The sequence below is a fragment of the Viridibacillus arenosi genome (assembly GCF_001955655.1).
Lineage (GTDB): Bacteria > Bacillota > Bacilli > Bacillales_A > Planococcaceae > Viridibacillus > Viridibacillus arenosi.
Genome location: NZ_MSPW01000005.1, coordinates 195,419 through 214,999, shown reverse-complemented (window position 1 = coordinate 214,999; position 19,581 = coordinate 195,419). Strand labels below are relative to the sequence as shown.

Sequence of the window (19,581 nt, the reverse complement as noted above, 5' to 3'; positions counted from 1 at the left end):
AATTGGGTTTTATTGATAAGTTGTTTGGAAAAGCTACTAAAAATACAGAAGAAGATTTAGGAGGAAAAAAAATGTTGAAAATAGGTATTGTTTTAGGAAGTACACGTGAAGGTCGAGTAAGTCCACAAGTAGGGGAATGGGTGAAGGGTCTTGCTGATCAACGTGGGGATGCAGACTATGAAATCATTGATATCGCAGACTTTAAATTACCGTTTTTAGGAGATCCAAATGGTGATACTCAAGGAATTAGCGGTTGGTCGGAGAAAATTAATGGCTGTGATGGATTTGTATTCATTGTTCAAGAATACAATCACAGTATTACGGGAGCATTAAAAAATGCATTGGATTTACTACGTGCTGAGTGGAATAACAAAGCAGCAGGTATCGTAAGTTATGGTTCAGTAGGCGGTGCGCGTGCAGCTGAACATTTACGTGGAATTCTTGGAGAATTATTAGTTGCAGATGTTCGTGTACATCCTGCATTATCATTATTTACTGATTTTGAGAACGGTAGTGTTTTCAAACCAGCCGACGTTCAAGCGGCATCTGTTAACGATATGCTAGATCAAGTCATTGCTTGGAGTGGCGCATTAAAACCTTTACGTAAATAAAAGAAATGATAGCAGTAAGAGGAGGGAATAAAAAATTCTCTCCTTTTTTAACAACTAAAGTCAATCAAATGATAAGTTCAATTACTTGATATTTTATCACTTGCGTAGTAAAGTGATAACAAGAACAACGATTCGGAGGAAAACATATGCGTAATAATACAATGGGGTCATTAATCTGGCTGCGTTTAATGCGTTTTACGAATCAAAGTAATCAATTGTCGAATGACTTTTTAAAACGTTTTGATTTAACAACTGCTCAATTTGATGTACTAATGCAAATTCGTATATATCAGCCCCTTACACAAAGTGAATTAGCTGAGAAGGTAACAGTTACGCAAGGTGGTATTTCGCGTATGCTAGCACGCCTTGAAAAAGAAAATTACATTGTACGTAAACAAGATTGGAAAACGAAAACAATTAACCTGACTGCGAAAGCAGAAGCTATTTTAGATCAAGCAATGCCAGAGCAACTAGCATTTCAAACTTCATTTTTTGATGATGTACTAAACGAAGAAGAACAAAAAACTCTATATGAATTAATGACTCGTGTTCATAAATATAGTCAAAAAAGAGAATTACCGCCTGAGTAATTTTTTTTTACATCATCATTTGACTAGTCAAGTTAAGAGGAGGAACAACTTTGCATACAATTTCTGGACATCATCATATTTCGATGATTACAAAAAATGCTCAATTAAATAATCAATTTTATCAAAAAGTATTAGGGCTACGTAGAGTGAAGAAAACAGTTAATCAGGATGACCCCAGCATGTATCATCTTTTTTATGGAGATTTAACAGGTAGTGCTGGAACAGAGTTATCGTTCTTTGAAATGCCTATTGCAGGAAGAACAGTCCGCGGTACAAATGCAATCACACAAATTGGTTTACTTGTACCTTCATTTGAAAGTCTTGAGTATTGGCAAAGACGCTTTGAGCTATTGGATGTAAAGCATGGAGAAATTACAAGTTATGCCGGCAGAGATGCGTTACATTTCGAAGACTTTGAAGGCTTACGAATGATTCTAATCAATAATGATGGCGAAGAAGTTCCTGAAAAATGGTCAGAATGGCAAGATTCTATCGTCGAGCCAAAGCATCGAATTTTAGGGATGGGTACAGTAGAAATAACGGTACGGTACTTAGAACGTTTAGCGAAAACTTTAAAGGATATGTTTGGTTACGTGGAAGTATCGCGTTCTGAAAAAGAAGCAATATTTCAATCTAAGGCAGGACAGTCATTTGGAGAGATTGTTATTAAACAACAGGAAGGACCAAGTGAAAAACCAGGGCGAGGGAGTATTCATCATCTAGCGATACGTGCAAAGGACGAAAATGAGTTGCGCTATTGGGATGAAGTCATAAAAGAACGAGGCTTCCACTCAACAGGGATTGTAAATCGTTTCTATTTCCAAAGCTTATACTTCCGCGAATCAAATGGGATTTTAATTGAAATTGCGACAGATGGTCCTGGTTTCACTGCAGATTCGACGGTAGAAGAGCTCGGAGGAAAATTAGATTTACCACCTTTTTTAGAAGAAAAACGTTCAGAAATAGAAGCAAAGTTAGTGCCACTTGATTAAAAGGAGCGAATGAAAATGGAACAATATCGTATTGATAAAGATAAAGGGATTGAATTTGGTTTATATTCGATTGGGGATCATTTAATGAACCCTCATACAGGTACTTTGATAAGTGCTGAACAGCGTATTCATGAATTGATTGAAGCAAGTAAATTAGCTGATGAAGCGGGACTTGATGTATTTGCAGTTGGTGAAAGTCATCAACAGTATTTTACCACACAAGCACATACGGTTATTTTAGGTGCGATTGCTCAAGCAACAAAAAACATTAAAATTGCTAGTTCTGCAACGGTATTAAGTACTTCTGATCCTGTACGTGTATATGAAGATTTTGCCACACTAGATTTAATTTCTAAAGGTCGAGCAGAAATTGTTGCTGGTCGTGGTTCACGTGTTGGAGCATATAGTTTACTTGGATATGATGTACGCGATTACGAAGAATTATTTGAAGAAAAAATGGAGCTTCTATTGAAGTTAAACAATGAGGATAAAGTAACGTGGGAAGGACAGTTCCGTGCACCGCTAAAAAGTGCTTCCATTTTACCTCAACCCGAGGGTGGACATATGCCGATTTGGCGTGCAGTAGGTGGACCACCTGCTAGTGCAATTAAAGCTGGGTATGCTGGTGTACCGATGATGCTGACAACACTTGGTGGTCCTGCTAAAAATTTTAAAGTTTCTGTTGATGCATATCGAGAAGCAGCAGAGCGCAGTGGCTTTGATCCTGCGGCGTTACCAATTGCGACAACAAGTCTTTTCTACACAGCCGAAACTACTCAGGATGCACTTCGTGAGTACTATCCACACGCTAATTCAGGCATGCTTGCTTTACGTGGTGGTGGCTATCCAAAACAACAATTTGCGCAATCGACTGATTATCGTGACGCATTAATGATTGGTAGCCCACAACAAATTATTGAAAAAATGCTCTATCAATATGAATTGTTTGGGCAACAGCGTTTTATGGCACAAATAGATTTTGGTGGCGTACCATTCGATAAAATTGCGAAGAACATTGAACTTATTGCAACGGAAATATTACCTGCCGTTAAGAAATATACAGCGAAAAAATAAGGAGTGTATATGATGAAAATTGTAGGCATCGCAGGCTCCAATGTAGGGTCAAAAACAAGAACAGCTATGGACCATACACTTAAAATAGCAAGAGAAAAATATCCGGATGCAGAAGTAACATTAGTAGATCTTGCTGAATATGAAATGGTCTTTAGTGATGGGCGAAATTATTGGGACTACGAAGGAGATACAAAATATGTAACGGAAACAATAATGGCGGCAGATACAATTATTATTGGTACACCGACATTCCAAGCGTCTATCCCAGCTACATTAAAAAACATTTTTGACTTACTACCAGTTAATGCTTTCCGAGATAAAGTGGTAAGTATGCTTGTAACAGCGGGCACTGCAAAGCATTACTTAATGTTGGAGCAGCAGTTAAAACCAATATTAGCGTATATGAAAGCACATATCGTCCAAACATATGTATTTATAGAGGAAAAAGATTTTCATAGAAAAGAAATTGTGAATGATGATGTACTTTTTCGTATAGAGCGTTTAGTAGATGACACAGTACAGCTTGCAGATGCATACGCGGAAATTCGTAAAGCAAAAGATGCAGAATACGATTTTTAATAAAGTTAATTGTATATTACACTAAAGTACTTTAAATAAAATAATAAATTTTCTAATATTCCATATAAAACATTAAGTGTTTTATATGGGATTTCTTTTTTTAAAAGAGAATTTTCATTTGTAATGTAAAAAAATTCGCCTCCATAAAGTTTATTGATATCCGATTGAACTCTTAGGTTACCTCGTTTAACAGGTAAGTTCCTAGGGTAGAGAAATAGTATATTAAAAAATTAAGGAGGAGATTTCATTGAATATTTATGAAAGCCAAACAGATGGGCAACCGGGGCAAACACAGCAGAAGCAACCGGGAATAGAATCACAAATGAACCCTCTACCAGTACAACCGACTAATTATATTGGAAGTGGTAAATTAAAAGACCGCATTGCTTTAATAACGGGGGGAGATAGCGGAATTGGGCGTGCAATTGCTATTGCCTATGCAAAAGAAGGGGCACATGTAGCCATTAACTACTTTGATGAAGATAGTAATGCAAAGGATACAAAGAAACTAGTAGAAGCAGAAGGTGTTCGCTGTCTCTTACTTCCTGGAGATGTTACAGATGAAGAAAAGTGTAAAGAACTGGTTGATACAACTGTAAGTGAATTTGGGCAACTTGATATTCTCGTTAATAATGCAGCAATACAATATACTGCTGAAAATATTGAGGATATAACTGCAGAACAATGGGACAAAACGTTTCGCTCCAATATTTACTCCGTATTTTATATGAGTAAGTTTGCAGTACCACACTTAAAACAGGGGAATTCTATTATTAATACGGCTTCGGTTAATCCTTACGTAGGCAATCCAACGCTCATGGATTATACAGCTACAAAAGGTGCCATTGTTGGTTTTACTCGTAGTTTAGCGCAGAATCTCGCCAACAAATCGATTCGTGTAAATATGGTAGCCCCAGGACCCATTTGGACGCCTCTTATTCCAGCATCATTTGATGAGGAGAGAGTTGCAGAATTCGGCATAGACACTCCACTGAGTCGTCCTGGTCAACCAGCCGATCTTGCGGGAGCATATGTTTTATTAGCTGCAGATGAAGGAGCTTATATCACAGGGCAATGTATTCATGTGAACGGTGGTATGGTCATGTCATCTTAAGTATTAATATGTGGTTTTAAAAATGATTTTCTCAGGAAGCTATAAATGAATATATTAATTTTAAGTTAAAAAATCATGATAATAGGAGAGCATGGTGCAGCCGTTTTTCCCAATTAAACCCCAACTTTTTATGGATAGCAATCAGTTAATTTTAATTGTATTCCTAACAGAAGTTGGGTTTTTTGTGAGGATTTAAAGAATCTTTTATACATATAAATTATTGAAAAGTGTTTGTTTAGCATGTAATCAAATGATTGTTAGTTTTTAGAAATAAAATATATAATGAAGGAAGAATAAGGAGGTTTTTTATTTTGCAAAATTTCACTTTTTGGAATCCTACGAAACTAATTTTTGGACAAGGACAGTTAGAGCAGTTAAAAACTGAGGTGCCGAAATTTGGTAAAAAGGTATTAGTTGTTTATGGTGGCGGAAGCATTAAGCGTAATGGCCTATATGACAATGTAATGAATATGTTAAATGAAATTGGCGTAGAGGTTTTTGAGCTATCTGGAGTAGAACCAAACCCTCGGCTTTCAACAGCTAGAAAAGGAATTGAGATTTGTAAAGCTGAGAACATTGACTTCATTTTAGCAGTTGGTGGCGGAAGTGTAATTGATTGTACGAAGCTTATTGCTGCAGGTGCAAAATATGACGGTGATGCATGGGATTTAGTAGTTAAAAAAGCATTTGCAACAGAAGCACTTCCATTCGGAACGGTTTTAACTCTTGCTGCAACAGGATCTGAAATGAACGCTGGTTCTGTTATTACGAATTGGGAAACAAACGAAAAATATGGTTGGGGAAGTACTGTCACATTCCCACAATTTTCAATTTTAGATCCAGTTAATACGTATACTGTTCCTAGAGATCAAACGATTTACGGAATGGTAGATATGATGTCGCATGTGTTAGAACATTATTTCCATCTTGAAGAAAACACTCTTTTCCAAGATCGTATGTGTGAATCATTACTGTTAACTGTTATCGAGACTGCACCAAAGCTGTTAAATGACCTTGAAAATTATGAGTATCGTTCTACGATTTTATATAACGGTACTATGGCATTAAATGGTATTTTAAATATGGGCTACCGTGGAGATTGGGCATCTCATAATCTTGAGCATGCTGTTTCTGCAGTTTATGATATTCCTCATGGTGGTGGACTTGCGATTCTATTCCCTCATTGGATGGAACACAATTTAAAAGTCAAACCAGCACGCTTTAAACAGTTAGCTGTAAGAGTATTTGGTGTTGATCCTGAAGGGAAAACTGATGAAGAAGCGGGATTAGAAGGTATTCAAAAACTTCGCGAATTCTGGAACAGCATCGGCGCCCCATCACGACTAGCTGATTATGATATTGATGATAGCAAGCTAGAAGTTATGGCTGACAAAGCGATGATTTATGGTGAATTCGGTAATTTTACAAAACTGAATAAAGAAGATGTAATGGATATTTATAGCGCATCATTGTAATGATAGAAAATTAGATTTTATATATTGAGCCATTGAGGGAATTATCTCTCAATGGCTCTTTTTTATTTCTTCGAATAATAGATGAATGGATAAAATATTTTTAACCTTACTTACGAAGAATACTATCTTAAGATATAATAATGGATACCAAAATAATAGATAGATGATTCTAAAAAATCAGGTAAATATATTTGGAACATTGTTAAAATCAAAGGAGATACAGGGATGCAGAGAGAATCACGTGCAAAAACCGCTTTATTAATCACATTTGTGGTCATCGCTTGGGGAATGTGTTGGCCGATATACAAAATGGCTCTTAATTATACACCGCCTTTGTTATATGCAGGAATGCGCACATTATTTGGTGGTATTCTATTAGCCGGAATATTATTACCACAATGGCGCAAAATCGAATGGAAGAGGAATTGGAAAGTTTATGTGATAGTTGGTTTGTTGAATACCGTTATATTTAATGGTGTACAAACAGTTGGTCTACAATATTTACCATCAGGTTTATATTCCGTTATTGTTTATTTACAACCAGTGTTAGTACCAATTTTAGCTTGGATGTGGCTAAACGAATCATTATCTGCCATTAAAGTAGTGGGGCTTGTTATAGGTTTCTTAGGCGTAGCTGCAGTATCGTTGGATGGTTTTACAGGTAATGTATCATTATTTGGTATCATGTTAGCGCTTATTACAGGTATTGGATGGGCAGTTGGTGTTGTTTATGTAAAAAAAACAAGTTCACAAGTACATGGACTATGGCTCGTCGCAATTCAAAGTATTATTGGTGGAACAATCTTAAGTATGGGGGGTATAGCAACAGAACAAATTTCAGATATAACATGGAATATTAGTTATATTAGTTGTTTATTATTTGGAACGGTTATCGCAGTCCCAGGTGCAACGGCAGCTTATTTCTATTTAATGAGTTCTGGTGAATCAAGCAAAGTAGCTTCTTTTACATTCTTAGTACCTTTAATTGCAGTTGTCATTGGTACGCTGTTCCTAAATGAACCATTTACATATTCTTTATTGTTAGGATTAGTATTGATATTAATAAGTATTTATTTAATAAATCGTCCTGAAGCAGGATTTTCTTTTGTGCGGCGTGTAGAGCATAAGCATTTATAAAGTGTGGTTTTAATTAATATAGTAAACATTGCCTCAAATTGTGGATACTTAGTAATCCCTTTTTGAGGTTTTTATATGGAATTAAATAATCAAACGTTTTAGGGACATATGTCCTTCCCAAAATTAGTGCATGTGTTTTTTAATAGAGAGAACAATTTAAATAGGGGGAGTGAAGTATGCGCGGAGTTCTCTTTGCATTTTTAGGCGGGGCTTTTATTACGCTACAAGGGGTAGCTAATGCACGAATTAGCCAAGATATTGGCATTTGGCAAACTGCGACAATAACGCAATTAACGGGATTTGTCATGGCTTTGTTGATCTTCCTTTTTGTCCGAGATGGCAGCTTGCAAATGTTCAAGAAAGTAAAACCTTACTATTTGGTTGGTGGAGCCTTTGCCGCCATAATTATCTTTAGTAATATTTCGGCGATTCATCGAATTGGTGTTACGCTAACTATATCAGTAGTGCTCATTGCCCAGCTTGGTTTGACTTTTGTTATTGATATTAAAGGTTGGTTTGGTGTGGGAAAGCAACAGATGAAGTTACCACAATTTATCGGTATTGGAATGATGGTAGTGGGAGTAATTATTTTAGGTTTCTGAGAAACGTTTAGAATGACTAAGGTGGAAATATAGGAGGTGGAATCGATTCATGAAGAAATTAGATAATCGTGAGCAACTTAATTACTATTTAAAAGAGTATCAATTAGAGTCCATTTTTAATAAATCTTTAATAGAGCATTTATCCTTGTATAGCTTCGACCAGGGGGAAGATATTTGTTCACAGGGAGATTCGTCGCAATACCTTTATATACTTGTAAAAGGGAAAATCAAAATTTTTACAAGCTCCTCGGAAGGTAGAAAATTAATACTCTCTTTTAAGACCCCACTTTATCTAATTGGTGATATTGAATACGTTCAAGATGTAGATATTATTAATACAGTTGAAGCTGTTTCTCCTGTTGTTATGATTGGTATTCATTATCAATGGCTAAAAAAATATGGGAGTGAATATACGCCATTACTACGATTTTTACTTGATACCATCACAAGAAAATTCCATATAAAATCCAACTTTTTAAGCTTTAATTTGCTATATCCAGTAGAAGTGAGATTAGCTAGTTATCTATTGTCCATTTCTTTTTATGATTCTGATGCACAATATGATGGAGGACTAAGTACAAATCGTTTAGGAGATGTAGCGGATTTAATCGGAACGAGTTATAGACATCTCAATCGAGTAATCCAGCAATTATGCGCAGAAGGGCTAATTGAACGTACTAAGGAGTCAATTATCGTGACAAATCGTGAAGCATTAAGCACCCTTGCCAATCACAATATTTATGAATGAATCAAATATAGATGGGAGTAGTGATGATGATTGTAGGATTAATATTAGCGCTTGTGGCAGGTGCATTAGTTGGCTTGCAAAATATTTTTAATAGCAAAGTGAATGAACATACAGGTTCTTGGGCTTCAACGACATTAGTGTTAGGAATGGGATTTTTAGCTTCACTAACGATGGGACTAATTGTTGAAGGTGGAAACGTATTTAATTTACATAATATGCAGCTATGGTATTGGTTCAGCGGATTAATAGGTGTCGGCGTCGTTATTTGCATTTTGAATGGAATCAAATTGCTTGGTCCGACGTACGCCATTTCAATTGTACTGACATCACAACTTAGTTTTGCATTATTATGGGATTCACTAGGGTGGTTTGGTTTAGAGCAAGTTCCTTTTACATTCCGGCAGTTACTAGGTGTACTAGTCATAGCTGGTGGTATAATTGTCTATAAATTTGGTGGTAGAACAGCAGAAGTGGGGGAGCAACTTTGAAAAAATATCAGACATTATTATTTGATGTAGATGATACGTTATTAGACTTCGGAGCAGCGGAGAAAGAGGCATTATACTTACTTTTTAAAGATCAAAACTTACCTTTAACGAAAGAGATAGAAGAGCGATATAAGGAAATTAATCAAGGCCTTTGGAGTGCTTTTGAAAAGGGTGAAATTGGTCGTGATGAGGTAGTAAATACGCGCTTTTCTCTTCTATTCAAAGAATATGGTAAGGAAGTTGATGGAACCTTATTAGAAAGAAATTATCGAATTCATTTAGAAGAGGGACATCAGCTTATAGAGGGTGCCTTGGAATTAATCATAGGCCTACAAGACAAATATAATTTATATATAGTGACAAATGGTATTTCCAAAACACAGGACAAACGTCTACGAGCTTCAGGATTACATACGCTATTTAAAGATATTTTTGTTTCAGAAGATACAGGTTTTCAAAAGCCGATGAAGGAATACTTTGATTACGTCTTTGCAAGAATTCCTAACTTCTTGGCAGAGGATACTTTAATTATCGGAGATTCTCTAAGTTCAGATATTAAAGGTGGACAGCTAGCAAACATTGATACATGTTGGTTTAATCCGCATATGAAGTCAAATAACACTAAAATTATGCCAACGTATCATATTCAAAAGCTTGGTGAGTTATATCAAATACTAAATAGTAAATAAAAAAATAGTAATAAAATTATTGTTATTAGTACGTTCGAAAATGCAGCCTTAAAGCTGGAAAATCGGGCGTTTTTTATTTGCATAAAAATGGGGATATAAAAGAATTATAGAGGAGAGAATAAATGATAATTCATTTTGGTGAAAACGGGAATTGAAGGAATGCTTGTAAATCTGAAAGGACTATGACAGTATATAAGCATGCAAGCAACAACTTATATAATTTTAGTATGTCCAGCTCGTAATAGCTATTTATACGGAGCACTATAAATATTTTTAGGGGAAAATGGACCGAAATGAACGGAGGAAAAAACACGATGTTAGATTTACCAAACTGCCCGAAATGTAAATCAGAATACACTTACGAGGATGGAAGTCTTTTTGTCTGCCCAGAATGTGCGCATGAATGGACTTTAGAATCTGAAGAGAGTGAACATACAAAAGTCATCAAGGATGCTAATGGGAACGTATTAAACGATGGTGATTCGGTTACGGTTATTAAAGACCTTAAAGTAAAAGGTAGCTCTTCTGTTTTGAAAATAGGGACAAAAGTAAAGAGCATTCGCTTAGTTGAAGGCGATCATAATATTGATTGTAAAATTGATGGTTTTGGAGCAATGAAATTAAAATCGGAATTCGTTAAAAAGATTTAATATCAGATTGCTTATAGGAGAATTCATTTTGAGAAGTAATTTATCAAAATGAGTTCTTTTTTATTTCACTAAGTTAAATTATTATAAAAGACAACAAATGCAGGCATAGCCATGATAAGTGCCCACTACATATTAGCACCAACATAACTCGTCCTTTGTTCGTTGCCTTTTTCGGAGATTATCCATCTTTAACTCAATTGTAGGAAGACTTATCAGCAATATGGACACGTTCCCTCTTATTTTTAAATTTTGGGCTTACCAAAATGATCTTGCGGATTCTTTACTAGAACCAAATCATGAGCATTTCGTAAAGAGGGACGCTTATGATTATGAAACTATAGAATCAGCTCATATCAAATTAATCTACATGATATTCGATAAACTCAAAAAAATCCGGTGTTCTTATTTCTTGCAAATAACTTAATTTCTCTAGGATTTTCATACTGATCTCTTGTTCCAAATCTTCTCGCTCTTGCATACGAGTGTTAATCAAACTTTTCTTAATAGCAGGTCTAAAGATTTCTAGTATGCGTTCTAGGTCTTTGTTTTCTACTTCATGCAAGATTTGGTTTTCCATCATGTTTCCCCATTTCTTTCTGAAATCTAAATAAAGGGTATAAGAACAAAACATAATATTTTACGTGAAAAATGATTGCGATTTTAAGTAGATTATCACTATAACAAACGTGAATTGAACAAGTAATTCCTCATTTTATTTTTTCTGTTTACATGCATTTCTTAATTTTTTTAAAGCAGCTTGATGGTTATATGAAATAGTTTGTTCTGATTCGTTTAATATTTTTGCGATTTGTTTGTTATTAAAATTATGAATGTAGATTAATTCCAAAATACGTAATTGCTTATTTGATAGCAATTTCATCTTAGAGTTTAGATGAGCATTAGCAATATAGTCACTAATGTTTTTTTGTTTTCGTTGAAAGTTGATAAAAGTCGTATCTTCATCCGTCGACATTAGAAGGTCCATTAATAGGTGTTTTTCCTGGGTGATGGATTCTTCAGTTACACCGGGAATAGGAAGGTTTTTTTTATAATAGCTACGTAATTTTTTATCAAATTCAATTGCAGAAAAGTGGATGGTTTTTGAGATATAAGAAATAAGAATAATGTTTTTATAGTATCTGCGAAAGGATGCATTTAGTTGTTCGATACTTTCTTTATCCATGTCATTGATTGCCTTATGAAAAATATGTTGATTATCACCACTTTTTAAGAATTCTTTCATAATAGGTTGTTTCATCATAGCATCATATTTCTTGAAAAATTCTTCTTCTCTAACTGTCATCAGCTACACTCCTCCTTTCATGTGAAAGAGAAATATAAAACAAATTGATCGAGAAATAGTATTATGAATTTTAGAATTTTTAAGGGAGCAAAAGTGGTGTTTGAATTATCGCTTATATTACTAGTTTATGGGTTAATTTAGTAATTATGTTAATTTTAACGATAACACACATATTTGAAATGAAAATGTATCTTTTTTATCATTTTTGGTAAAAAACACATATCATTATTAAAAATAAATAACGTTTTTTTGTAATGGGACTTCCCGCTTTTTATAAGAAAATTTATAATTAGTAAATTTTAACTACTAAATTACAATGAAAGGGTCATAATTTATCTATTTTGCACCTCTACATTATGAATTTTCTAGTATTCGTCGATGTTGTTTTCATATATTATGACCCTTTCCATAATCATGGCCAGATTAGTTAAGACAAGAGATTCGATTGTTTAATTCACCCTTTTTTCTTCTGAACAATTACTTCACGGAGATAGTCTAATCCAACTGTTAATCGTTCTAGTTTTTTTTCAAAACGTATTAAAAGGTATATTGTCATTACAATTGGAAATCCAAAATTTGAGATTAAATAAACCCAATCCGCATCGGTTCCCATACTAACCCCTCCTATTTTAATTGGATAAAGCCATTACCCACTTGGCTGATAGGGAAATCTATTTTTCTCGAATGACTACTAAAATATCTTTCAATTTGTGATGGGAGTAGCATTTGATCATATTTTTGTACGAGATTTAAAACTAGTGCAACTGAACCAGAAGCATGTGGAGCTGCCATTGAAGTCCCGGTTAATTTCACATATTGCCCATTTAAATGAGTCGATAAAACATCTTCACCAGGTGCCATGAATTTTAGGTTTAGATTAGTATGAGAAAAGACAGAAGGGACTAAATCGTTATTTACAGACCCTATCGAAAGTGTTTCTTCATAAAAAGCAGGATATGAAATTTCGTATGTTTCAGAATCACCATCACCGCCGTTGCCAGCTGCAGCAACGATAATAATACCTGCATCATATACATTTTTTATCGTTTTATATAATTCATTTGTATGTGTAGGACCTCCTAGCGACATATTAATCACGCTTACTTTCTCGCCATTAGGACCTGTCCACTTCATTGCATAATCCAAAGCTTCGATTAATTGATCATAAGAACCAGCCCCTCTTTTATCTAACACTTTTAGGATGAGTAAGTTACATTTAGGTGCTACACCTATAACACCCACTCCATTATTTCTAGCTCCTATAATTCCAGCAACGTGTGTACCATGGCCATTATGATCTTCAAAGATGCTTGGCTCACCATTATCATCATCTGTAAAATTATATCCACCGATAATGGCGTCTGTTAAATCAGGGTGATGTGTGGCAATACCCGTATCCAAAATGGCTACAACGACTCCACTACCTTCGGAAGCCTCTGTCCAAACTTCTCTCGCTTTGATGAGATCTACTCCAGGAGGAACAACCTCTAAATCACTATAAAATGATAAAATTTTGTATTTACCTAATTCGATTTTCGGCATATTATCCATCCTTTTCATATTAGTTTTTTGTACAAAAGAAATGCACCCGACGTTTGGCCAATCATAATGAATAAAGCAATGTCTCCGCCAATATTACCTAGGCAATGTTTAATTTGTCCCTTTGAATTCCTCCTTTATAATCCGTTATATTCTATAAAGAGATATTTAGAATAAATTATCAAAATAGTTAATCAATTTAGTTCTAATATCACTATAGTAAAAGTAAAATTGGATGCTTACATAGAATGCCCAGGAAATTTAGGGGGGATAGAAGAAAATAAGCTGCCGTTATCTTCGTTTTATTTGTGATAAATGTAGAGAATCCATTTTGTTTAATCGTTTTCCAAATGTAATCTTTTCTTGAATAATATACAAGTTGTCATGTGTTTTATATAATTGAATGTAATTATATGACATTAGTTAGGGTGGATGGTGATGATAAATGGAACCTAAATGGCTTGAATGGGCGAAACAGCTTCAATCTATCGCGCAGGCGGGGTTAACTTATTCAAAGGATGTCTACGACTTGGAAAGGTTTGAGTTAATAAGGGAAATTAGCGTGGAAATGCTGTCGTATCAAACAGGAATAGATAAGAAGAGAATAAAGGATCTATTTGCAAATGAAACTGGTTATGCCACTCCGAAAGTAGATATTAGAGCAGTCATTTTTCAAGATAATAAATTATTAATGGTTAGAGAAAATACTGATGGTTATTGGGCACTACCAGGGGGATGGGCTGACATTGGGCTGACGCCAAATGAAGTCGCAGTAAAAGAAGTAAAAGAAGAAACAGGGTTTGATGTAAAGGCAGTTAAGTTATTAGGCGTACTAGATAAGAAGTGCCATCCACATCCCCCATCTCTTTATCATGTTTATAAAATGTTTATTCGATGTGAAATAATTGGCGGGGAACCAATGAAGGGTATTGAAACCAATGCGGTGGCGTTTTTCTCAGAAGATGAATTACCATCCTTATCAAAAGCTCGGAATACACAATCTCAAATTGAATGGGTATTTAAAAGTTTAAATAATCCACAAGAACCAGTTTATTTAGATTAATTTATTTCTGTAATGGTAATTTTATAATTAATCGACTTAAGAATTCGTCATAACTTTGGAAATGCAAAGCAAATATTGAAAGTAGATTAAAAATAACTGGTAAATAAGATTGTTTTATAGCAAATGGAAGAGGTGATTCAATGCAAGAATTATTTGTTGGTAAAATGAATGTAAATTTTGCAAAGGAGATTTTAAGTTGGAGATATGAAGCACCATATGATTTTTACAACAATGATTTAGACACAGACTCATTAAATGAGATGCTAGAAAATCCTTATTATTCAGTATTAGACAGTGATGGAGAATTAATCGGATTTTTTTGTACTGGACAGTCCGCGCAAGTACCAAGTGGTTCTATGTTTGGCGCCTATTCAGAGGGACGAGTTGATATTGGTATAGGAATGAACCCTGGATTAACAGGTAAAGGGTATGGTTATACCTTCTTTTCATTCATACTTAATCATATTCAAAATGAAAATTCTTTACCAATCCGTTTAACTGTTGCTAAATTTAATCATAGAGCTATTCATCTATATGAAAAACTCGGTTTTACTAAGTTGATGGAATTTAGTAACGACTCAACAGAATTTATCGTAATGGATAAATAGGGGGAATCTATAATGGTTAAGGAGATAAAAATAGTCAAACTTTATATCGGTTCTTTACAGAAATGACTATATTATAAAAGGAGTAATTTCAATGGATAAAGAAAAATTAAAAGAAATTTGTGAGAGACTACCAGGTATAACGCATGATTATCAAGTGGATTGGCAAGCGGATCGTTATCATGTAGGTGGAAAGATGTTTGCAATGTTAGGTGGAGATGCTGAAAGAAAGCCTATCATAACTTTAAAATGTGAGCCTAATCGGGCTGTAGAGTTACGTGAGACTTACAAGAGCATTGTTCCAGGGTATTATATGAACAAAACACACTGGAATTCATTGTATTTGGAGTCGGATTTATCTGTTGATATATTTGAAAATTTAATTGTACATTCATATAATTTAGTTTTTGAAAAATTAACTAAAAAAGCACAAAAAGAAATTGTTGCAGAATAATCTATATAAGAAATGTCACAAAGACATGTAGAAATGATATGGAAAGAGAATAGTTTTTCGAATAGACTGGCTAAAGTAGGTCAGTTATTTACTTTTGATAAATCATTTTTACTTGTTCATAAATATAGAGGGTACTTTGACTTCAATACATTCAAACCGTAAAATAAATTATTACGGGAACCGAAAAATATTGGATGTTAGAGGGTAGAGTAATTTGAGAGATAGCCAGTCGGGAAAGGCACAGCGCAATTTGTATACCTTTCTAGTGAGTAAGATGTTGACGTCACTTGGTTTTGGCGTATTCAACTTTGGAATGAGTTTATACATATTATCTGTTACGGGTTCAGCACTTAGCTTTGCAACAAATATTCTATTTAATGTACTCCCACGTGCTCTAGCAGCACCAGTTGCGGGGTATGTGGCGGATCGTTTTCCAAAGAAGCGTGTAGTTGTGACAAGTATGGTTGGTATTAGTTTGTCAGTAGGTATTTTGATTGTTTATACGTTGATGTACGGAATATCAGTACCTGCCATATATACAATTACGGCGGTTTTTTCTACATTCGGAGCATTTAATGGTATTGCTTTTTCAAGTTCTATACCGAATTTAGTTGGTAAGGAACGTTTACAGAAGGCGGTGTCTTTTAATCAGGTGTCACATTCTATCGGAGCAATTGGTGGGCCGTCTATTGGAGGCATGTTATTTGGATTTGTCTCAATGGAAGTGTTCCTAATGACGATGTTTATAGCCTATGTCATCGCGCTATGTTTAGAAGCTACGATGGATTTTACATTGTTTGAAGTACCTATGAAGAAGAGAAAAGAATCGATGGTAGCGAGCATGAAGGAAGGATTCCAGTATTTACGTACAAAGCCACTTGTGCAAACTTTATTGATGACAACACTATGGATGAACTTTTTCTTTTCAGCCGTCAGTGTGGGGCTCGTCTTTATCTTAGTTGAAAAGTTAAGTATACCGTCAACTCAAGTAGGTATTATTCAAGGAGCGGGAGCGATTGGTATGCTTGTAGTTTCTATTTATTTATCTACTCGTAGCGATTTGAAATCACCGTTGCATTTTGTAAAGCGTGCTGCGTTTATGATGTGTGCCGTCGTTGCTAGTATTACAATTCCTTTATTTATGAATTTTAATGGTATTAGCACTTTCATTTTTTATATGGTGTTGATGATCGTGTTTTCTGCAATGGGTGTTTGTGCGAATACACCGATTGGTATAGTGCTTCAACGATCGATCGATGATGAGTACCGCGGTCGAGTATTTGGTATTATCGAAACGTTATCGGTTGGTACAGGTCCTATTGGCGCATTAATTTTTGGTGCGTTATTTGATTACGTCGATGCTAAAGTAATCTTACTTTGTGTGAGTATAGCATTGACGCTATGTATTACATATCTAATGAGAAAATCTAATATTGGCGTTCCTGGAGATGAACTTGTTTAGTATGGATTAATAGAAAAGTTAGAGGAATGTCTATTCTTCAGTAGAGAACGAAAAATTTTCTTATAAGTATTTAAAAAACGCTCCAAAATAGACGAGTAAATTAGAATAGTAGGTCTTCAGTTTAAAGTGACTTCTCATTGAGAAAAGTCACTTTTTATTTGTAAAAAAATATTTATTTACTTTTTTAAAACTTGGGAGTAATATTACATCAGTTTCAAATTTCTAAATCGCTGAAGTGAAATACACGGGGGACCCGTTTATATGGATTGCAATGTAATCCTAGGGGTGAATCCTTTAAAGAAGGTAGGGCTACTCAAGGCCCGAATCCGACAGCTAACCTCGTAAGCGTTATATGAGAAGGAAGGTGGAGCTTGTTAGACATGAATCCTAATGTCTACAGGTCTATTTGTTGATGACCTGTAGGCTTTTTTTATTCTCTAAAAGTAAAAAATCCTCTAGATTGGGTGAGAAAAATGAAAGCCTCATTGAAAAGAATGTTGATAGGTAGACCTTTGAAATCGACTGAATTGGGTGAACAAAGGTTAAATAAAACGAAAGCATTGGCGATCCTTTCATCAGATGCGTTATCTTCTGTAGCGTATGGTCCTGAGCAAATATTGATCGTTTTAGTGACAGTTGGAGCAACAGCGCTTTGGTATTCGATACCCATTGCATTTGGCGTCATCATTCTTTTAACAGCACTTATACTGTCATATCGTCAAATTATTTATGCTTATCCTAATGGAGGAGGGGCTTATGTTGTATCGAGGGAAAATCTCGGGGTTAATCCAGGTCTTGTTGCTGGTGGTTCATTATTAGTCGATTATATATTGACGGTGGCTGTTAGTGTATCTGCTGGAACAGATGCTATAACATCAGCGCTTCCAAGTCTCCATGATTATAATGTGGAGATTGCCATTGTATTCGTTATCTTACTAACGATTTTGAATTTAAGAGGCGTGACGGAATCCGCTTCTGTTTTAGCATATCCAGTGTACTTATTTGTATTAGCGTTATTTATCTTGATTGGTGTAGGAATCTTTAATGTTGTGACAGGTAATGTTCCATCGAATTTGCATACATCAATTGGTACCCCTGTCGCAGGGCTTAGCTTGTTTATTTTATTAAAAGCTTTTGCTTCAGGTAGTTCTGCTTTAACTGGTGTCGAAGCCATTTCGAATGCTATTCCAAATTTTAAAGAACCTGCACCTGTAAATGCGGCGAAAACTTTAATGGCAATGGGCGGTTTGCTAGCGATTTTATTTTCAGGCATTGTTTTCCTAGCTTATTATTACGGTATTACACCGAGTGCGACATCAACTGTTGTATCCCAAATCGCTGAAGCAAGCTTCGGGCGTAATATGGTTTATTACTTCATTCAAGGAACAACAGCGTTGATATTAGTGCTCGCTGCAAATACAGGGTATTCTGCGTTCCCATTACTAGCTGTGAATCTATCAAAAGATAAATTTATTCCTAGAATGTTTCAAATAAGAGGAGATCGTTTAGGGTACTCTAATGGAATTATTTTATTGAGTTTGGCAGCAATTCTATTAATCATCGTATTTAATGGTAATACTGAGAATTTAATTCCTTTATATGCTGTTGGGGTTTTTATACCTTTCACATTATCTCAAACGGGAATGATTGTGAAATGGATAAGAGAAAAACCTCAAGGCTGGGTAACAAAACTAATCATCAACTCGGTTGGAGCGACGATATCATTTGTTGTAACAATTGTGTTTTTCGTGACAAAATTGCCTGCAGTATGGCCAGTGTTTATTTTCTTACCAATCATTATCTTTGCTTTCCATCGTATAAAAAAACATTACGATTCGGTGGGTCCACAGCTCAGATTAATAGCTGATGAAGAAATTCCACAAATCGAAGGTAATGTTATTATTGTTCCTGTCGCAGGCATTACGAAAGTTGTAAGAAATTCATTAAATTACGCCAAATCGTTGTCAGCTGATCAAATTATTGCGGTATATATTGCATTTGAAAGAGAGGATACGAGAAAGTTTGAGGAACAGTGGAAGAAGTGGCAACCCGATGTGAAGTTGGTGACACTGTACTCTCCTTATCGTAGTATTGTGCAACCACTAACGAAATTCATAGACAAAGCTGAAAGATTAGCGAGTAAATCAAACTATCAAGTCTCTGTCATCATTCCGCAATTTTTGCCTAAGAAAGGTTGGCAAAATATTCTCCACAATCAGTCGAGTCTGTTAATACACACCTCTTTGCTGTATCGGAGAAATGTAGTCCTCATCACAGTTCCATATCATTTGCAAAAATAAAAGAGGATTTTTTAAAGTTTTATTGAATATATAATACAAAGAAAATCCTTATCCTTATAGCTTAAATGAATTAAAGTCCTGTATTTAATTACAGGGCTTTAATTTT

At 35.0% G+C, this 19,581-nt stretch carries 22 protein-coding genes and 1 riboswitch; of the genes, 18 read left to right on the top strand and 4 right to left on the bottom strand.

Annotated features, from left to right (window positions below; translation table 11 throughout):
* Window positions 1-2: 2 nt before the first annotated feature.
* The 13 genes from BK137_RS11920 (at window position 3) to BK137_RS11860 (ending at window position 10,749) form a co-directional block, all read left to right on the top strand.
* The gene (locus tag BK137_RS11920) at window positions 3-611 is read left to right on the top strand and encodes an NADPH-dependent FMN reductase (protein ID WP_038186481.1); all 609 of its coding nucleotides are present in this window, start codon (window positions 3-5) and stop codon (window positions 609-611) included.
* A gap of 146 nt (window positions 612-757) precedes the next feature.
* Window positions 758-1,201, top strand: coding sequence for a MarR family winged helix-turn-helix transcriptional regulator (locus tag BK137_RS11915; RefSeq protein WP_038186480.1), 444 nt, complete (start codon window positions 758-760; stop codon window positions 1,199-1,201).
* A 50-nt stretch (window positions 1,202-1,251) separates the two neighbouring features.
* A complete protein-coding gene (locus BK137_RS11910) occupies window positions 1,252-2,193 on the top strand; it encodes a ring-cleaving dioxygenase (protein WP_038186478.1) in 942 nt (313 codons plus the stop codon).
* Window positions 2,194-2,208: 15 nt separating this feature from the next.
* Window positions 2,209-3,267, top strand: a complete 1,059-nt coding sequence (locus tag BK137_RS11905) for an LLM class flavin-dependent oxidoreductase (protein ID WP_038186475.1) — start codon at window positions 2,209-2,211, stop codon at window positions 3,265-3,267.
* A 12-nt stretch (window positions 3,268-3,279) separates the two neighbouring features.
* A complete protein-coding gene (locus BK137_RS11900; protein ID WP_038186473.1) occupies window positions 3,280-3,846 on the top strand; it encodes an NADPH-dependent FMN reductase in 567 nt (188 codons plus the stop codon).
* Between the two features lie 247 nt (window positions 3,847-4,093).
* Complete coding sequence (locus BK137_RS11895) at window positions 4,094-4,960, top strand: SDR family oxidoreductase (protein ID WP_038186471.1); 867 nt, start codon at window positions 4,094-4,096, stop codon at window positions 4,958-4,960.
* Between the two features lie 311 nt (window positions 4,961-5,271).
* Window positions 5,272-6,435, top strand: a complete 1,164-nt coding sequence (locus BK137_RS11890; RefSeq protein ID WP_038186469.1) for an iron-containing alcohol dehydrogenase — start codon at window positions 5,272-5,274, stop codon at window positions 6,433-6,435.
* Between the two features lie 225 nt (window positions 6,436-6,660).
* A complete protein-coding gene (locus BK137_RS11885; RefSeq protein WP_051448747.1) occupies window positions 6,661-7,572 on the top strand; it encodes a DMT family transporter in 912 nt (303 codons plus the stop codon).
* 176 nt (window positions 7,573-7,748) lie between these two features.
* Window positions 7,749-8,174 carry a DMT family transporter gene (locus BK137_RS11880; RefSeq protein WP_038186467.1) on the top strand — a complete coding sequence of 142 codons (426 nt, stop codon included), beginning with the start codon at window positions 7,749-7,751 and terminating at the stop codon, window positions 8,172-8,174.
* A gap of 49 nt (window positions 8,175-8,223) precedes the next feature.
* On the top strand, window positions 8,224-8,922 hold the full coding sequence (locus BK137_RS11875; protein ID WP_038186465.1) for a Crp/Fnr family transcriptional regulator: 699 nt from the start codon (window positions 8,224-8,226) through the stop codon (window positions 8,920-8,922).
* A 26-nt stretch (window positions 8,923-8,948) separates the two neighbouring features.
* On the top strand, window positions 8,949-9,410 hold the full coding sequence (locus BK137_RS11870) for a DMT family transporter (protein ID WP_038186463.1): 462 nt from the start codon (window positions 8,949-8,951) through the stop codon (window positions 9,408-9,410).
* Window positions 9,407-10,099: a YjjG family noncanonical pyrimidine nucleotidase gene (locus BK137_RS11865; protein ID WP_038186462.1), complete on the top strand. Its 693-nt coding sequence runs from the start codon at window positions 9,407-9,409 to the stop codon at window positions 10,097-10,099. The genes BK137_RS11870 and BK137_RS11865 overlap by 4 nt, the downstream gene beginning before the upstream one ends.
* Before the next feature lie 314 nt (window positions 10,100-10,413).
* Window positions 10,414-10,749, top strand: a complete 336-nt coding sequence (locus BK137_RS11860; protein ID WP_038186611.1) for a zinc ribbon domain-containing protein YjdM — start codon at window positions 10,414-10,416, stop codon at window positions 10,747-10,749.
* A 358-nt stretch (window positions 10,750-11,107) separates the two neighbouring features.
* Here the strand turns inward: BK137_RS11860 and BK137_RS11855 are convergent, their stop codons facing one another.
* The 4 genes from BK137_RS11855 to BK137_RS11840 all read right to left on the bottom strand — a co-directional run bounded on the left by BK137_RS11855 (window position 11,108) and on the right by BK137_RS11840 (window position 13,594).
* Complete coding sequence (locus BK137_RS11855; RefSeq protein ID WP_038186460.1) at window positions 11,108-11,326, bottom strand: helix-turn-helix domain-containing protein; 219 nt, start codon at window positions 11,324-11,326, stop codon at window positions 11,108-11,110.
* A 135-nt stretch (window positions 11,327-11,461) separates the two neighbouring features.
* A complete protein-coding gene (locus tag BK137_RS11850; protein WP_051448746.1) occupies window positions 11,462-12,052 on the bottom strand; it encodes a sigma factor-like helix-turn-helix DNA-binding protein in 591 nt (196 codons plus the stop codon).
* A 454-nt stretch (window positions 12,053-12,506) separates the two neighbouring features.
* The gene (locus tag BK137_RS11845) at window positions 12,507-12,665 is read right to left on the bottom strand and encodes a YvrJ family protein (RefSeq protein ID WP_038186458.1); all 159 of its coding nucleotides are present in this window, start codon (window positions 12,663-12,665) and stop codon (window positions 12,507-12,509) included.
* 11 nt (window positions 12,666-12,676) lie between these two features.
* Window positions 12,677-13,594 (bottom strand): S8 family peptidase, encoded by a 918-nt coding sequence (locus BK137_RS11840; protein ID WP_038186457.1) that lies wholly within the window; start codon window positions 13,592-13,594, stop codon window positions 12,677-12,679.
* Window positions 13,595-14,036: 442 nt separating this feature from the next.
* On the opposite strand from BK137_RS11840, the gene BK137_RS11835 reads away from it, so the two are divergent.
* The 5 genes from BK137_RS11835 to BK137_RS11815 all read left to right on the top strand — a co-directional run bounded on the left by BK137_RS11835 (window position 14,037) and on the right by BK137_RS11815 (window position 19,475).
* Window positions 14,037-14,654, top strand: coding sequence for an NUDIX hydrolase (locus BK137_RS11835; RefSeq protein WP_038186455.1), 618 nt, complete (start codon window positions 14,037-14,039; stop codon window positions 14,652-14,654).
* 140 nt (window positions 14,655-14,794) lie between these two features.
* The gene (locus tag BK137_RS11830; protein WP_038186452.1) at window positions 14,795-15,262 is read left to right on the top strand and encodes a GNAT family N-acetyltransferase; all 468 of its coding nucleotides are present in this window, start codon (window positions 14,795-14,797) and stop codon (window positions 15,260-15,262) included.
* A gap of 91 nt (window positions 15,263-15,353) precedes the next feature.
* Window positions 15,354-15,713: an MmcQ/YjbR family DNA-binding protein gene (locus BK137_RS11825; RefSeq protein WP_038186450.1), complete on the top strand. Its 360-nt coding sequence runs from the start codon at window positions 15,354-15,356 to the stop codon at window positions 15,711-15,713.
* 214 nt (window positions 15,714-15,927) lie between these two features.
* Window positions 15,928-17,175 carry an MFS transporter gene (locus BK137_RS11820; protein ID WP_038186448.1) on the top strand — a complete coding sequence of 416 codons (1,248 nt, stop codon included), beginning with the start codon at window positions 15,928-15,930 and terminating at the stop codon, window positions 17,173-17,175.
* Window positions 17,176-17,393: 218 nt separating this feature from the next.
* A riboswitch (cyclic di-AMP (ydaO/yuaA leader) is annotated at window positions 17,394-17,539 on the top strand.
* Between the two features lie 109 nt (window positions 17,540-17,648).
* A complete protein-coding gene (locus tag BK137_RS11815; protein WP_038186446.1) occupies window positions 17,649-19,475 on the top strand; it encodes an APC family permease in 1,827 nt (608 codons plus the stop codon).
* The last annotated feature ends 106 nt before the right edge of the window (window positions 19,476-19,581 follow it).

Bases quoted from the DNA above. Each gene is read 5' to 3' on its own strand.
- BK137_RS11915 (WP_038186480.1), top strand. From the start codon at position 758: ATGCGTAATAATACAATGGGGTCATTAATCTGGCTGCGTTTAATGCGT.
- BK137_RS11905 (WP_038186475.1), top strand. From the start codon at position 2,209: ATGGAACAATATCGTATTGATAAAGATAAAGGGATTGAATTTGGTTTA.
- BK137_RS11900 (WP_038186473.1), top strand. From the start codon at position 3,280: ATGAAAATTGTAGGCATCGCAGGCTCCAATGTAGGGTCAAAAACAAGA.
- BK137_RS11885 (WP_051448747.1), top strand. From the start codon at position 6,661: ATGCAGAGAGAATCACGTGCAAAAACCGCTTTATTAATCACATTTGTG.
- BK137_RS11880 (WP_038186467.1), top strand. From the start codon at position 7,749: ATGCGCGGAGTTCTCTTTGCATTTTTAGGCGGGGCTTTTATTACGCTA.
- BK137_RS11875 (WP_038186465.1), top strand. From the start codon at position 8,224: ATGAAGAAATTAGATAATCGTGAGCAACTTAATTACTATTTAAAAGAG.
- BK137_RS11870 (WP_038186463.1), top strand. From the start codon at position 8,949: ATGATTGTAGGATTAATATTAGCGCTTGTGGCAGGTGCATTAGTTGGC.
- BK137_RS11860 (WP_038186611.1), top strand. From the start codon at position 10,414: ATGTTAGATTTACCAAACTGCCCGAAATGTAAATCAGAATACACTTAC.
- BK137_RS11855 (WP_038186460.1), bottom strand. From the start codon at position 11,326: ATGGAAAACCAAATCTTGCATGAAGTAGAAAACAAAGACCTAGAACGC.
- BK137_RS11850 (WP_051448746.1), bottom strand. From the start codon at position 12,052: ATGACAGTTAGAGAAGAAGAATTTTTCAAGAAATATGATGCTATGATG.
- BK137_RS11845 (WP_038186458.1), bottom strand. From the start codon at position 12,665: ATGGGAACCGATGCGGATTGGGTTTATTTAATCTCAAATTTTGGATTT.
- BK137_RS11840 (WP_038186457.1), bottom strand. From the start codon at position 13,594: ATGCCGAAAATCGAATTAGGTAAATACAAAATTTTATCATTTTATAGT.
- BK137_RS11835 (WP_038186455.1), top strand. From the start codon at position 14,037: ATGGAACCTAAATGGCTTGAATGGGCGAAACAGCTTCAATCTATCGCG.
- BK137_RS11830 (WP_038186452.1), top strand. From the start codon at position 14,795: ATGCAAGAATTATTTGTTGGTAAAATGAATGTAAATTTTGCAAAGGAG.
- BK137_RS11825 (WP_038186450.1), top strand. From the start codon at position 15,354: ATGGATAAAGAAAAATTAAAAGAAATTTGTGAGAGACTACCAGGTATA.
- BK137_RS11815 (WP_038186446.1), top strand. From the start codon at position 17,649: ATGAAAGCCTCATTGAAAAGAATGTTGATAGGTAGACCTTTGAAATCG.